Raw genomic sequence first — 14,765 nt, 5'->3', positions numbered from 1 at the left:
GCGAAGACCGGAGGAGAGGCAAAAAAATAAGCCCGCGTAAGGGAGATTACGCAGGCTAAGGAGGTGGTTCCTGGTACAACTAGCATTTATGGGTTATGTTTTTCAGCGAAATGGATGATACCTGTTTCGATCGAAACGGTATGTGATCCGATTCTAATATCCTTACATCATGAAAAAATAACGCAAATTAACTAGTTACCGTGCGGATTTCTGGTTGTCTGACCAGTGAAGTTGCGCATCAGCAGCGCATACTGCAGGGGCAAGTCGTCCGGCACAGGCAACCATACGGTATAACCATCGCCCGGGGCCACCGGCATGGCTTCGCCTTTGCCATTTTCCATATGCTCGAGGGTGAAGTTGACGTTACCCTGCGGGGTCATCAGCTCGAGGCTGTCGCCGACGCTGAACTTATTTTTGACCGCCACGGCCGCCAGCGGGCCGTTACGCTCCCCGGTGAATTCGCCGACAAACTGCTGGCGCTCGGAGAGGGAGTAGCCGTACTCATAGTTCTGGTAATCGTCATGGGTATGGCGGCGCAGGAAGCCTTCGGTGTACCCGCGGTGGGCCAGCCCCTCCAGGGTCTCCAGCAGGCTGGTATCGAACGGTTTGCCGGCGGCGGCATCGTCGATGGCCTTGCGGTAAACCTGAGCGGTGCGCGCGCAGTAGTAGAAGGATTTGGTGCGGCCTTCGATCTTCAGCGAGTGAACGCCCATCTGGGTCAGACGCTCAACGTGGGCGATAGCCCGCAGATCTTTCGAGTTCATGATGTAGGTGCCGTGCTCGTCCTCAAAGGCGGTCATGTACTCGCCTGGACGTTTGGCTTCCTCAATCATAAAGACTTTATCGGTCGGCGCGCCGATGCCGAGAGTGGGCTCCACGGTCTGCACCGGGATCGGCTCATATTTGTGGACGATGTTGCCGACGTCGTCCTCTTTGCCTTCCGCCACGTTGTATTCCCAGCGGCAGGCGTTGGTGCAGGTCCCCTGGTTCGGGTCGCGCTTGTTGATATACCCGGAGAGCAGGCAGCGGCCGGAGTAGGCCATGCACAGCGCGCCGTGGACGAAAATCTCGATCTCCATCTCCGGCACCTGGCGGCGAATCTCTTCGATTTCATCCAGCGACAGTTCACGCGACAGGATCACGCGGGTGAGCCCCATCTGCTGCCAGAATTTGACCGTCGCCCAGTTGACAGCGTTGGCCTGCACTGAAAGATGGATCGGCATCGCCGGGAAGTGTTCCCGCACCAGCATGATTAAACCCGGATCGGACATGATCAGCGCGTCCGGCCCCATCTCCACCACCGGCTTCAGATCGCGAATAAACGTTTTCAGCTTGGCGTTATGCGGGGCGATGTTGACCACCACATAGAATTTTTTACCCAGCGCGTGGGCTTCATTGATGCCGAGCTGCAGATTTTCGTGATTGAATTCGTTGTTACGCACGCGCAGCGAGTAGCGCGGCTGGCCGGCATAAACGGCGTCAGCGCCATAGGCGAAAGCGTAGCGCATATTCTTCAGCGTTCCCGCCGGGGAGAGGAGTTCTGGTTTAAACATGGTGTTCTCGTTCTGATGACAGGTCAGATTCGCCGCACCTGGCGCGGCGAGTTGGGGAGTGTCCCCACATTAAGGGCGGGCATTGTAGCGCCGCGGCGAAGGGGAGTAAATATCGGATGGATATCTTTCAGTATGGCTAATTTGTTTGCCATTTTGAACCTGGGCAGTGCTCACACTGACAGCACTCATAACGCCTGGGGGGATAGGCTCTGGAGTTCCCCGGGTTGCGGCATAAACGCCTTACCCGGGCTACGGTGTGCAGATGGCGGTGAACTTGTAGCCCGGCTAAGCGCAGCGCGAGCCGGGAAAAGGCTAACTACGCCAGTCGGCAGGCGTCTGCTTCCCAGCGATAGCCAACGCCATACACCGCGCGAATAAACGACTGCTCGGCGTCCAGCGCCTCCAGCTTGCGCCGCAGGTTTTTGATGTGGCTGTCGATGGTGCGGTCGGTGACTACCCGATAATCGTCATACAGATGGTTGAGCAACTGTTCGCGGGAGAAGACCTTGCCCGGCTCCTGGGAGAGGGTTTTCAGCAGCCGGAACTCGGCGGGAGTGAGGTCCAGCAGCTTGTCGCGCCAGGAGGCCTGAAAACGACCTTCGTCGACAATCAGCGGGCTCTGGGCGTCCAGCGCCTGCAGATCGCGCTGCGGCTTGCAGCGGCGAAGAATGGTTTTCACCCGGGCGACCACTTCCCGCGGGCTGTAGGGCTTGCAGATATAGTCGTCGGCGCCAATTTCCAGCCCCAGCAGTCGGTCGATCTCTTCGATTTTCGCCGTCACCATCACCACCGGAACGTCGGAGAAGCGGCGAATTTCCCGGCACAACGTCAGACCGTCGGTGCCGGGCAGCATCAGATCCAGCAGGATCAGGTGCGGCGGCGTCTGCCGAACGTAGGGCAGGACCTTGTCACCGTGGTTAATCAGCGTAGGCGCATAGCCGGCGGCTTGCAGATAATCAATCAGCAGCTGGCCGAGCTTCGGTTCATCTTCCACGATAAGAATGCGTGGGGTGTTTTCATCTACAGGCAATTCAGTCATACGTCTCTCGGTAAATCATGTTCCAGAGGTAACTCAACTTTAATGCTAACCCCGCCAAAAGGCGAATGGTCGGCACGCAGGGTGCCGCCGTGGGCCGCGACAATATTGAGGCAAATCGCCAGTCCGAGGCCGGAGCCGCCGCTGGCGCGATTGCGCGATCCTTCCGCCCGGTAAAAGCGTTCGCACAGGCGGGCCAGCTGCTCATCGCTGACGCCGGGGGCGCTGTCGGCGAAGTCAATCACCAGCATCCGGCCGCTGCGGCGGGCGGTGATGTGCAGGCTGCCGCCGCTGTCGGTATAGCGCAGGCTGTTCTCCAGCAGATTGTTGAAGAGCTGCATCAGGCGGTCGCGGTCGCCGAAGATCATCGCCTGCTCGGGGAGCGACACCTGAATGCTCAGCTGCCGGCTGGCGAAGCGCTCGCGAAAAGCGCCCGCGGCCACCTCCAGCAGGGTGATGATATCCAGCGACGTTTTCTGGTAGGCCAGCGCCCCCTCATCGGACATCGACAGCTGATGGAGGTCGTCCACCAGCTTGGTGAGGGTAGCCACCTCGGCCTGCAGGGAGGGGATGGACTCGGGGGTGAAGCGCCGGACTCCGTCCTGAATCGCCTCCAGCTCGCCGCGCAGCACCGCCAGCGGAGTACGCAGCTCATGGGAGATATCGGCCATCAGATCGCGACGCATCTGCTGGTTGCGCTCCAGGGTGCTGGCGAGCTGGTTGAAATCCTGCGCCAGGCGGCCGAGCTCGTCGCCGCCGGTCACCGTCACGCGGGTGGAAAAGTCGCCCGCCGCCAGCTTATGGGTGCCTTCCACCAGCCGCTTCACCGGCGCCAGCAGGCCGCGGGCCAGCGGGAAAGTGGCCAGCGCGGCAAGCAGGGTGGCAAGGGCGACAATCAGCCAGCTGGTGCGCTTTTGCTGCCGGTCGAAGTTAATATCGGTATTGCGCGTCAGCCGCTCTACCGGCGAGGCGATCACTTTGCCTACCTCCACGCCGTTGACCACAATGCTGCGCTGGGTGCCGTCCTCCGGTACGCGCTCACGGGGCCCCACCAGCACGCGGCCCGACTGATCGACCACCCAGAACATGGTGCGCCAGCCGTGGGGCGGCATTTCCGGCCTCGGCGGCGGGGTGTCGCTGGGGCCGTCGGGCGGCCCATCCGGCGGCGGCCCATCCGGCCCCTGACCCTCCATCGGACCCGGCTTCATGCCGTGTCCCGGCGGCGAACGGTCGTCGTTATCCCGTTCGAAGGTGCGCAGCAGCTGGAAGATAAAGCGGTCGTTGTTGCGCAGAAACGCCCAGCTGCCGTGCTGGGCATACTGCTCACTCAGCGCGTCGCTGAGCATGGTTAACCGCTGCTCATTACCGCGCTTGATGTAGTCGATAAACCCACGTTCGAAACTGATACGCACCGCCCAGTGCATGCTGATCAGCAGCACGATGCAGGTGGCGAAAATAGCGAGGAACAGCTTACCGGTAATGCCCGGGCGCCAAAATTTCACGATCCACTCCTGTTGCGTCGACGGATGACGGTATTAGTGCCGACGTCATCCGGTACCCGGGAAAAGATGAGCGCCGGGAGGGCGATGATCGCCGCCATGCTAAGATAGGTATAGAGAAAGACCTGATGGGTGCTGGCGGCGTCGAGGCTCATATGCTGCTGGCCATACAGCCCCAGCAGCAGCCCGGCGATGGTCACGCCGATACTCATCGACAGCTGCATCACCATCGACAGCAGGCTGTTGCCGCTGCTGGCCAGATCGTCCGGGAGATCTTTCAGCGTCAGGGTATTCATTGAGGAGAAGCGGCTGGAGTTGATCATCCCCTGCAGAAACAGGACCAGCGGCAGCGCGTAATACCAGCCGGCCAGGGCGCTAAACATAAACAGCAGACTGACGGCGGCCAGGCCCAGGGTGCTGGCGACCAGTACGCGGCGGTAGCCAAAGCGGTTGACCACCTGGACCACGATCCGCTTCATGCCCATGCTGCCGAGCACCATCGGGATCATCATCAGCCCGGCGTGAAAGGGGGAGAAGCCGAGGCCAATCTGCAGAAACACCGGAGTCATAAACGGCAGCATGCCGCTGCCGATGCGTCCGGCGAAGCTGCCGCCGAGGCCGAGGGAGAAGGTGCGGTTACGAAACAGGTTGAGGCTGAACAGCGCCCGGGCGTTACCGCGGGCGTGCCACAGGTACAGCAGCAGGGCGGCGAGGCCGACGGCCACCAGCCCCGCCAGCCAGTGTGACGATATACCGAGCCCTCGCTGGCCGTCCAGCGCCAGGGTCAGGGTCGCCATCCCGGCGGCCAGCAGCAGAAAGCCGGAGAGATCGAAGCGCCGGGTCTGCAGAGTGTAGTTGGGCATCAGGCAGAGGGTGGCGATGGCGCCGACGATCCCCACCGGGATATTGATGAGGAAGATCCAGTGCCAGGAAGCGTACTCCACCAGCACCCCGCCCAGCGCCGGGCCGAGCAGCGGGCCAACCTGGCCCGGCAGGGTGACGAAAGTCATCGCCGCCATGTACTGATCGCGCGGGACGATCTTCATTACCGTCAGGCGACCGACCGGCACCATCATCGCGCCGCCGACCCCCTGCAGCACCCGCGCCATCACCAGCTGGTCAAGGGTGCTGGCCTGGGCGCAAAACAGCGACCCGGCGGTAAACAGCACGATGGCGGTGAAGAAGATATTGCGCACCCCGACCCGGTCGGCCAGCCAGCCGCTGGCCGGGAGCATGACCGCCACCGTCAGGACATAGGAGACGATGATCATATGCATATGCAGCGGGCTCTCCCCGAGGCTTTTGGCCATCGAGGGGAGGGCGGTGTTAACGATGGTGGTGTCCAGCGACTGCATAAAGAAGCCGAACGCCACTATCCATAGCTGCCAGCGCACGCTGGCCGGGAGGTCTGTCATGTTATTCGCTTACCGGTTGAGAGGAGTGACGCGAAAAACGCAACCGCAGACGGTCAAAGAAAAGATAGACCACCGGCGTGGTGTAGAGCGTTAACAGCTGGCTCATCACCAGACCGCCGACGATGGTGATCCCCAGCGGCTGGCGCAGCTCAGAGCCATCGCCCCCGGAGAGCACCAGCGGCAGGGCGCCGAACAGCGCCGCCAGGGTGGTCATCATAATCGGCCGGAAACGCAGCAGGCAGGCCTGGAAAATCGCCTCTTCCGGCGCCAGATTGCCGGTGCGCTGCGCCTCAAGGGCAAAATCAACCATCATGATGGCGTTTTTCTTCACGATGCCAATTAATAACATGATCCCGATAAGGGCGATTAGGCTGAACGGGGCATCGAATATCTCCAGCGCCAGCAGGGCGCCCACTCCGGCGGAGGGCAGCGTCGAGAGGATGGTCAACGGATGCACATAGCTCTCATACAGCATCCCCAGCACGATATAGACCGTGGCGATGGCCGCGAGGATCAGGATCACCTGCGCGTTCATGGTCTGCTGGAACACCTGAGCGGTACCGGCAAAGGAGCCGCGCACGCTCGACGGCACCCCGAGCTGGGTCATCGTGCGGTTAATGGCGTCGCTGGCTTCCGACAGCGAGCGGCCGGTGGGGAGGTTAAAGGAGATAGTGGACGCCGCCGACAGCCCCTGGTGGTTCACCGACAGCGGGGCGTTGGCCGGCTGCCATTTGGCGAAATAAGCCAGCGGGATCGGCTTGCCCTCGCTATTGATAACAAACATCTTGTCGAGGGCGCTGACGTCCTGGGTGTAGGCCGGATCCACCTCCATCACCACCTTGTACTGGTTGAGCGGCTGGTAGATGGTGGAGATTTGCCGCTGGCCGAAGGCGTTGTTCAGCAGGTTGTTGGCGTCCTGGACGCTGATGCCGAGGCGCGACATCGTGTCCCGGTCATAGACCAGGTCCATTTCGGCGCCATTGTCCTGCTGATCCGAGTTGACGTCCGCCAGCTCAGGCAGCGCCGCCAGCGCTTTGCGGATCTTCGGCTCCCACTCGCGAAGCGCCGACAGGTCGTCGGACAGCAGGGTGTACTGATAGCTGGCGTTCGACTGCCGGCCGCCGACGCGAATATCCTGCACCGCCATCAGGAACAGGTTGGCCCCGGGCTCGTTGGCCAGCTTTTTGCGCAGCCGGTCGATCACCTGCTGCGCCGTCTCGTGGCGCTGGTCGCGCGACTTGAGGGTGATAAACATCATCCCGCTGTTGACCCGCGAGCCGCCGGTAAAGCCGGTGACGTTATCCACCGCCGGATCTTCGCGAATGATCTTCATAAAGTCCTGCAGCTTGCCGCGCATCGCCTGGAAGGAGATGCTCTGGTCGGCCTGAATGCCGCCCATCAGCACCCCGGTGTCCTGCTCCGGGAAGAAGGTTTTCGGGATCGAAATGTAGAGCCAGACGCTGAGGGCGATGGTGCCGAGCACCACCAGGCCGGTCAGCCGGCTGTGCCTGAGCACCCATTTTAACGATTTCCCATAGCCGCCCTGCACGGCCACCAGCAGGCGGCCAAAGCCGCGGTTGCGCGTCGGCTGGTGGGGCTTACCGCTTTTCAGCAGCCAGCCGCACATCATCGGCGTCAGGGTGAGGGACACCGCCAGCGAGATGCCGATCGCCACCGACAGGGTGACGGCGAACTCGCGCAGCAGGCGGCCGGGCAGGCCGCCCATCAGCAGCAGCGGCAGAAACACCGCCACCAGCGACAGGCTCATCGACAGCACGGTAAAGCCGACTTCGCGGCTCCCCTGCAGCGCCGCCTGCAGAGGTTTCATCCCCGCTTCCAGATGGCGGGAGATATTCTCCAGCACCACGATAGCGTCATCCACCACGAAGCCGGTGGCGATGGTCAGAGCCATCAGCGACAGGTTATTGAGGCTGAAGCCGCACAAATACATCGCGGCGAAGGTACCGATTAAGGAAACCGGGACGGCGACGGCCGGGATCAGCGTGGCGCGCCCCGAGCGCAGGAACAGGAATACCACGAGGATCACCAGCGCCACCGATATCACCAGCGTCTGCTCCACCTCCTCCAGCGAAGCACGGATGGTCGGCGAGCGGTCCTGGGCGATCTGCAGGTCGATAGCCGCCGGAATGGTCTGCTGCAGCTCCGGCAGGCGGGCGCGGATGCTGTCCACTGTCTGGATAATATTGGCTTCCGGCAGTTTGCGGATCATCAGCAGGATCGCCGGTTTGGCGTTGGTCATCCCGGCGTTGCGCACGTCCTGCACCGAATCCGAGACGGTGGCGACATCCCCCAGTCGCACTGCGGCGCCATTCTGGTAGTGGACGATCAGCGGCTGATAGTCGGCGGCGGTCTTCAGCTCATCGTTGGTCTGCACCTGCCAGCGGTGCGCGCTGTCCTCCAGCGCCCCCTGCGGTTTGCGCACGTTAGCGTCGCTGATGGCGGTGCGCACCGCGTCCAGCGACACGCCCTGGTTGAACAGCGCCTGCGGATTGAGGTCGACGCGCACCGCCGGCAGGGAGCTGCCGCCGACGTCGACATCACCCACGCCGTCGATCTGCGCGATGGTCTGCGCCAGCTGGGTGGAGGCGAAATCATACAGCTCACCCTGGGAGTAGGTGTCCGAGGTCAGCGTCAGGATCATGATCGGCGCATCCGACGGGTTGGCTTTGCGGTAGGTCGGCCGGCTGGGCATCCCGCTCGGCAGCAGGCTTTGCGCGGCGTTGATCGCCGCCTGAACGTCGCGCGCCGCGCCGTTGATATCGCGGTCGAAGTTAAACTCAAGAATGATGCGCGTACTGCCCAGCGAACTGGAGGAGGTCATCTCATTGACCCCGGCTATCCGTCCCAGGGAGCGTTCCAGCGGGGTGGCCACCGACGAGGCCATGGTTTCCGGGGAGGCTCCCGGCAGCGAGGCGCTAACCATGATCACCGGGAAGTCCACCTGCGGCAGCGGGGCTACCGGCAGCAGCCGGAAGCCAAGAATGCCGCACAGGGTGATGGCCAGCGAGATGAGGATCGTCGCCACCGGGCGGTAAATGAAGAGGGCGAAAAACTTCACTTACGCCTCCTCTTCCTGACGCGGGAAGCGGCGCTTCAGGTGCAGCGACAGGCGGTCGAACAGCAGATAGATCACCGGGGTGGTGAACAGGGTCAGCACCTGGCTGAGCATCAGACCGCCGACCATGCCGATCCCCAGCGGACGCCGCAGCTCCGCGCCGACGCCGGTGCTCAGCATCAGCGGCAGGGCGCCGAGCAGGGCGGCGAGGGTCGTCATCAGGATCGGCCGAAAACGCAGCAGGCAGGCCTGGTAGATCGCTTCCCGCGGCGGCATGCCCTGTTCGCGTTCGGCGGCCAGCGCGAAGTCGATCATCATGATGGCGTTCTTCTTCACGATGCCGATCAGCAGAATGATGCCGATGATGGCGATCACGTCCAGCTCGCTGCCCGCCAGCCACAGCGCCAGCAGCGCCCCGACCCCGGCGGTGGGCAGGGTGGAGAGGATCGTGATCGGATGGATAAAGCTTTCATACAGCACCCCCAGCACGATATACATCGCCACCACCGCGGCGACCACCAGCCAGACGGTGCTGCCGAGCGCCGACTGGAAGGCCAGCGAGCTACCCTGGAACTGGGTGCGGATATCGGTCGGGAAATCCAGCGACTGTTCGGCGGCGAGGATCGCGTCCACCGCTTCGCCCAGCGAATAGTTGTCCGGGACGTTAAACGAGATGGTAGTCACCGGGAACTGATCGAGGTGGTTCACCGACAGCGGGGTAAAGCGCTGCTCCACCGTGGCGATGGCGGTCAGCGGCACGATGCCGCCGTCGCTGCTGGTCAGGCGGATATTATCCAGCGCCGCCAGGCCCGGCGTCGCCTCGGTATCCTGCTCGAGCACCACGCGATACTGATTCGCCTGAGTGTAAATGGTGGAGATCAGCCGCTGGCCGAAGGCGTTGTATAGCGCGTTATCGACATCGGCCATTGAGATGCCGAGGCGGCTGGCGCTGTCGCGATCCACCTTGATATAGGCGGCCAGGCCTTTGTCCTGCCAGTCGCTGCTGACGTCGGCCAGCTGCGGCTGGGCCTGCAGGCGGCTGAGCAGCGGCGGCACCCAGGTGCTCAGCGCCTCGAGGGAGTTTGCCTGCAGGGTGAACTGGTACTGGGTGCGGCTCACCGTGGTGTCGATGGTCAGATCCTGGGTCGGCTGCAGGTAGAGCGCCACGCCCGGGACGCCGTCCACCGCCTGCTGCAGGCGGCTGATCATCGTCTGGACGCGGTCATCGCGTTCATCCAGCGGCTTGAGGTTGATCTGCAGACGGGCGCTGTTCAGCGCCGGGTTGGTGCCGTCGACGCCGACGAACGAGGTCAGGCTCTCCACGGCCGGGTCCTTAAGGATAATGCTGGCCACCTGCCGCTGGCGCTCGGCCATGCTGGCGAAGGAGACCGACTGCGGCGCCTGGAGGGTGCCCTGAATAATGCCGTTATCCTGGATCGGGAAGAAGCCTTTCGGGATAAAGACCCACAGGATAATCGACAGCGCCAGGGTGCTCAGCGCGACGCCGAGCGTCAGCCATGGATGGTTCAGCACCCGGCTCAGCCAGCGGCCATAGACGGCGATCACTCGGTCGAAGAAACGCTCGCTGGCCCGGGAGAAACGGTTCTGCTTGCGCAGCGATTCGTGGCTTAACATGCGGGCGCACATCATCGGCGTCAGGGTCAGGGAGACCACCGCCGAGATAAGAATAGCGACGGCAAGGGTGACGGCGAATTCGCGGAACAGACGGCCGACGATATCGCCCATAAACAGCAGCGGGATCAGCACCGCGATCAGCGAGAAGGTAAGGGAGATAATGGTGAAGCCGATTTCCCCGGCGCCTTTCAGCGCGGCGGCCAGCGGCTTCTCGCCTTTCTCGATATAGCGCGAGATGTTCTCGATCACCACGATGGCGTCATCCACCACAAAGCCGGTGGCGATGGTCAGGGCCATTAGCGTCAGGTTATTGATCGAGAAGTCGAGGAACACCATCACCGCGAAGGTGCCCACCAGCGACAGCGGCACCGCGACGCCGGGAATAATGGTCGCCGGGACGTTGCGCAGGAACAGATAGATGATCATCACCACCAGGGCGATGGCCAGCATCAGCTCAAACTGGGTGTCGCGCACCGAGGCGCGAATGTTGGTGGTCCGGTCGGAGAGGACCTGCACCTTCACCGATTTCGGCAGGCTCTCGGTGAGCTGCGGCAGCATCTGGCGAATGCTGTCGGCGGTGTCGATGATGTTGGCCCCCGGCTGACGCTGAACGTTCATCACGATGGCCCGCTGCTGGTTGGCCCACGCCCCGAGCCAGCTGTTTTCGGCCACTTGTTCGACGCTGGCGACATCGCCGAGACGGATCGGCGCCCCGTTCTGATAAGCGATAATCAGCCGGCGATAATCCTCAGCGGACTGCATCTGATCGTTAGCGGAAAGCGTCACCGCGCGAGCCGGGCCGTCGAGGCTGCCTTTCGCCGAGTTAACGTTGGCGCTGGTGATAGCGGTACGCACGGTTTCGCTGGTCAGGCCGAGGGCGGCAATGGCCTGGGCGTTAAGCTTCACCCGCACCGCCGGGCGCTGGCCGCCGGCGAGGGTCACCAGACCGACGCCGGAAACCTGGGAGATCTTCTGCGCCACCCGGGTCTCCACCATATCCTCTACCTGGGTCATCGGGATCGCGGAGGAGGTGACGGCGAGAGTCATGATCGGCGGATCCGCCGGGTTCACCTTGCTGTACACCGGCGGGTTGGGCAGATCGCTCGGCAGCAGGTTGGTGGCGGCGTTAATGGCCGCCTGCACTTCCTGCTCGGCGACGTCCAGCGGCAGGGTCAGCTGGAACTGCAGCGTGACTACCGAGGCGCCGCCAGAGCTTTGCGACGACATCTGCTTAAGGCCGGACATCTGGCCGAACTGGCGCTCCAGCGGGGCGGTGATAGCGGAGGTCACCACATCCGGGCTGGCGCCCGGATAGAGGGTAACCACCTGAATGGTCGGGTAATCGACTTCCGGCAGAGCGGAGACCGGCAGGAAGCGGTAGCCGATGATCCCGGCTAACAGGATCGCCACCATCAGCAAAGTGGTGGCGACCGGACGCATAATAAACAGCCGGGACGGGCCGCCGGTGCGGCCTGGGGGTAACACCTGCATCAGGAACGCGCTCCGTGTTTACCGCTCTGGCGCGGAGCGGGCTGCGCCTGCTCGCTGCCGCTGGCGGTGACAACTTCCACCTTCGCCCCCTCGGTCAGACGGTCAATCCCGTCGGTGACTACGCGATCCCCGGCGGAAAGCCCGGCGCTGATGACCACTTTCTGGCTGTCCTGGATGCCGGGCGTCACGCTGTGTTTGCTGACCTTGTTCTCGTCGTTCAGCACCCACACAAAATGCCCTTCGTTGCCCATCTGCAGGGCGGCGGCGGGGATCACCACCGCGTTCTCTTCGGTATCCACCAGCAGGCGGGCGTTAACGAACTGGTTGGGGAACAGCGCGTCATCCAGATTGCTGAAGCGCGCCTTCAGCTTAATGGTCCCGGTGGTGGCATCGATCTGGTTGTCGAGACTCAGCAGCTCGCCGACGCTGATTTTCTGCTTATTGGTGCGATCCCAGGCTTCGACGCTGAGCGCTTTGCCCGCTTTCTGCGCCTGCACCACCGTGGCGATGCTGTTTTCCGGCAGGGTGAAGACCACATCGATCGGGTGCGTCTGGGTGAGAACCACAATCCCGGTGGTATCTCCGCTGGAGATCTGGTTGCCAATATCCACCTGCTTTAAGCCGACGCGGCCATCAATCGGCGCGGTGATGCGGGTCCAGTCGAGCTGCAGCTGGGCGCTGGCGACGGCGGCTTCATCGGCCTTTACGGTGCCAGCGGATTCCACCACCAGCGACTGCTGGGTGTCGAGCTCCTGGCGGGAGACGAGGTTGGTTTTCACCAGCTGCTGGTAACGGGCGAGATCGCGGCGGGCGTTCGCCAGGGTGGCGTTATCTTTCGCCAGCTGACCCTGCGCCTGGGCGAGGGCGACTTTAAACTGGCTGGGGTCGATCTGCGCCAGCAGGTCGCCGGCTTTGACCTGCTGTCCCTCCTGGAAGTGAAGGCTCAGCAGCTGGCCGTCGACCCGGCTGCGCACGGTCACGGTATTGGCCGCCGTCACGGTACCCAGCCCGGTGAGATAGCGCGGCACCGCTTGTTCGGTCGCGGTCGCCGCCTGCACCGGCGCCAGCGCGCCGCCGAAACGGCCATGACGCGCGCCGCCCGGCCCCTGCGGGCCTTGTCCTGCTGCGGGAGCGCTGCTGCCGCTCGTGCCACGATCGTGCCAGAACCAGTAGGCGGCTCCGGCGATAATCACTACCGCCAGCGCGGCGCCCCAACGACGTATGTTACTGCCTTTCATTAGTTTACGGTCTCATCCTGAAGCGTTTCGCTGAATGATACTAGTTTAGTGAGGGAAGGGGCCGTAAAAATGGAGGAATTATGAAAAGAAGGTTGAGAAATGTCTGGATAACCGCCGCGACGCCGGGCGGTCTCGTTGGAGATTTCCGGGGTGATATCAACTTTTAGTTTAAAAAAGTAAAAAATAGTTGTATCCGGGAGGGCTTTAATTAGATTTATGCGGTGAATAAATCAGTGCATTTTCATAATAATAACATATGCACTTAAAAATCAACGTGTTAAATAATCAGGGGTCATTGCTGTGGCAAACGCAAACAAACTCACGCTCTTCATCGTCATTTTTATGCTGATGGGGATCCTCTCCGGCGCGGCTATCCATGCCTACGCGACGCCGACCACCATCTCCGCCTGGGCGGACAACATTACGCTGCTGACCGATCTGTTTCTGCGGTTGATCAAAATGGTCATCGCGCCGTTGGTATTCAGCACCCTGACGGTCGGCATTATGCGTCTCGGCGAGACGGCGACCATTGGCCGGGTAGGCGGGAAGGCGATGGTGTGGTTCATCACCTCCTCGGTATTATCCATTCTCGTCGGGCTGGTGATCGTCACCTTCCAGCACCCGGGCGCCGGGTTAAACCTGGCGGTGCCGAAAGAGGCGGTGGATACCGGCCTGGCGGTCAGCGGCATGAGCCTGAAAGGATTCCTGTCGCACACCATCCCCACCAGCATCACCGAGGCGATGGCCAACAACGAGATCCTGCAGATCGTGGTGTTCTCGATGTTCTTTGGCATCGCCGGCGCGTCGCTGGGCGAGAAGTTTAATGCCCCGCTGGTGGCGGCCCTCAATGTGGTGTCGCACATTATGCTGAAGGTGACGGGCTATGTGATGTACGTTGCGCCGCTGGCTATCTTCGCCGCCATTTCCTCGGTGATTGCCTCGCAGGGGCTGGGGATCCTGCTCAACTACGCTTCATTCATCGGCGGTTACTACCTGGCGGTGCTGTTGACCAGCGCGGTGCTGATTGCCGTCGGCTATATGGTGCTGAAGAAAGAGGTCTTCCGTCTGCTGAACATGCTGAAGGACCCGGTGCTGGTGGCGTTTACCACCAGCAGCTCCGAAGCGGCCTATCCGAAAACTCTTGAGCGCCTGGTGAAGTTTGGCTGCTCGCGCAATATCGTCTCGTTCGTCCTGCCAATTGGCTACTCGTTTAACCTCGTTGGCTCGATGGTCTACTGCTCCTTCGCCGCGATGTTTATCGCCCAGGCCTATAACGTACCGCTGAGCTTTAGCGAGATTACGGTCATGATGCTGACCCTGATGCTGGCCTCGAAAGGCATCGCCGGGGTTCCGCGTTCGGCGCTGGTGGTGCTGGCGGCCACGATCCCCAGCTTCAATATTCCGGTTGCCGGGATCCTGCTGCTGATGGGTATCGACCATTTCCTCGACATGGGGCGCTCCGCCATCAACGTGTTGGGTAACGGCATCGCCACCGCCATGCTGTCGAAAAACGAAGGTCTGCTGACCGACGAGGAAGCACAGCCGGACTGGGAAGCCGAGAAAGCGGAAGCCTGATCCTGCCGCGCCCTTTCACAAAGGGCGCCATTCCGCACGGAAAAAAAAGACCCCTGACAGGCACGTCAGGGGTAATGTGACGAAGTATCAGTTTTCCTCGTAACTAGTCTTTTTTCTTATATAAAAACGCGCGGTAACGTCTTTATACCGAGGAAGCGTCAGAGTTTAACGGGCTTTGTTGAATAAATCGAACTTTTGCTGAGTTGAAGGATCAGATCACGCATCTTCCCGACAACGCAGACCGTTC

The 14,765-nt window shown here is 61.9% G+C and carries 8 protein-coding genes; 1 reads left to right on the top strand and 7 read right to left on the bottom strand.

Going from position 1 to position 14,765, the window contains the following annotated elements:
• Positions 1 to 191: 191 nt before the first annotated feature.
• The 7 genes from trhP to L2I46_RS23625 form a co-directional block, all read right to left on the bottom strand.
• The gene (gene trhP / locus L2I46_RS23655) at positions 192 to 1,553 is read right to left on the bottom strand and encodes a prephenate-dependent tRNA uridine(34) hydroxylase TrhP (RefSeq protein ID WP_023322988.1); all 1,362 of its coding nucleotides are present in this window, start codon (positions 1,551 to 1,553) and stop codon (positions 192 to 194) included.
• 316 nt (positions 1,554 to 1,869) lie between these two features.
• The gene (gene baeR, locus L2I46_RS23650) at positions 1,870 to 2,592 is read right to left on the bottom strand and encodes a two-component system response regulator BaeR (RefSeq protein ID WP_004201558.1); all 723 of its coding nucleotides are present in this window, start codon (positions 2,590 to 2,592) and stop codon (positions 1,870 to 1,872) included.
• Positions 2,589 to 4,091: a two-component system sensor histidine kinase BaeS gene (gene baeS / locus L2I46_RS23645; protein WP_012541063.1), complete on the bottom strand. Its 1,503-nt coding sequence runs from the start codon at positions 4,089 to 4,091 to the stop codon at positions 2,589 to 2,591. Before baeS ends, baeR begins: the two co-directional genes overlap by 4 nt.
• Complete coding sequence (locus L2I46_RS23640; protein ID WP_101859482.1) at positions 4,088 to 5,503, bottom strand: MFS transporter; 1,416 nt, start codon at positions 5,501 to 5,503, stop codon at positions 4,088 to 4,090. Before L2I46_RS23640 ends, baeS begins: the two co-directional genes overlap by 4 nt.
• A gap of 1 nt (position 5,504) precedes the next feature.
• Entirely contained in the window at positions 5,505 to 8,582 is a 3,078-nt protein-coding gene (gene mdtC / locus L2I46_RS23635; RefSeq protein WP_008804079.1) for a multidrug efflux RND transporter permease subunit MdtC, read from the bottom strand.
• Positions 8,583 to 11,705 (bottom strand): MdtB/MuxB family multidrug efflux RND transporter permease subunit, encoded by a 3,123-nt coding sequence (locus L2I46_RS23630; RefSeq protein WP_236948267.1) that lies wholly within the window; start codon positions 11,703 to 11,705, stop codon positions 8,583 to 8,585.
• Entirely contained in the window at positions 11,705 to 12,943 is a 1,239-nt protein-coding gene (locus L2I46_RS23625) for an MdtA/MuxA family multidrug efflux RND transporter periplasmic adaptor subunit (protein WP_012541067.1), read from the bottom strand. Before L2I46_RS23625 ends, L2I46_RS23630 begins: the two co-directional genes overlap by 1 nt.
• A 300-nt stretch (positions 12,944 to 13,243) precedes the next feature.
• Between L2I46_RS23625 and L2I46_RS23620 the strand changes: the two genes are divergently transcribed.
• Complete coding sequence (locus L2I46_RS23620; RefSeq protein ID WP_008804082.1) at positions 13,244 to 14,518, top strand: dicarboxylate/amino acid:cation symporter; 1,275 nt, start codon at positions 13,244 to 13,246, stop codon at positions 14,516 to 14,518.
• Positions 14,519 to 14,765 lie beyond the last annotated feature (247 nt).

Origin of the sequence: Klebsiella sp. 2019SCSN059 (genome assembly GCF_021739525.1) — a bacterium.
Classification (GTDB): Bacteria; Pseudomonadota; Gammaproteobacteria; order Enterobacterales; family Enterobacteriaceae; genus Klebsiella; species Klebsiella quasipneumoniae.
The sequence above is the reverse complement of the archived record's forward strand: the minus strand, read 5'-3'. Positions and strand labels throughout refer to the sequence as shown.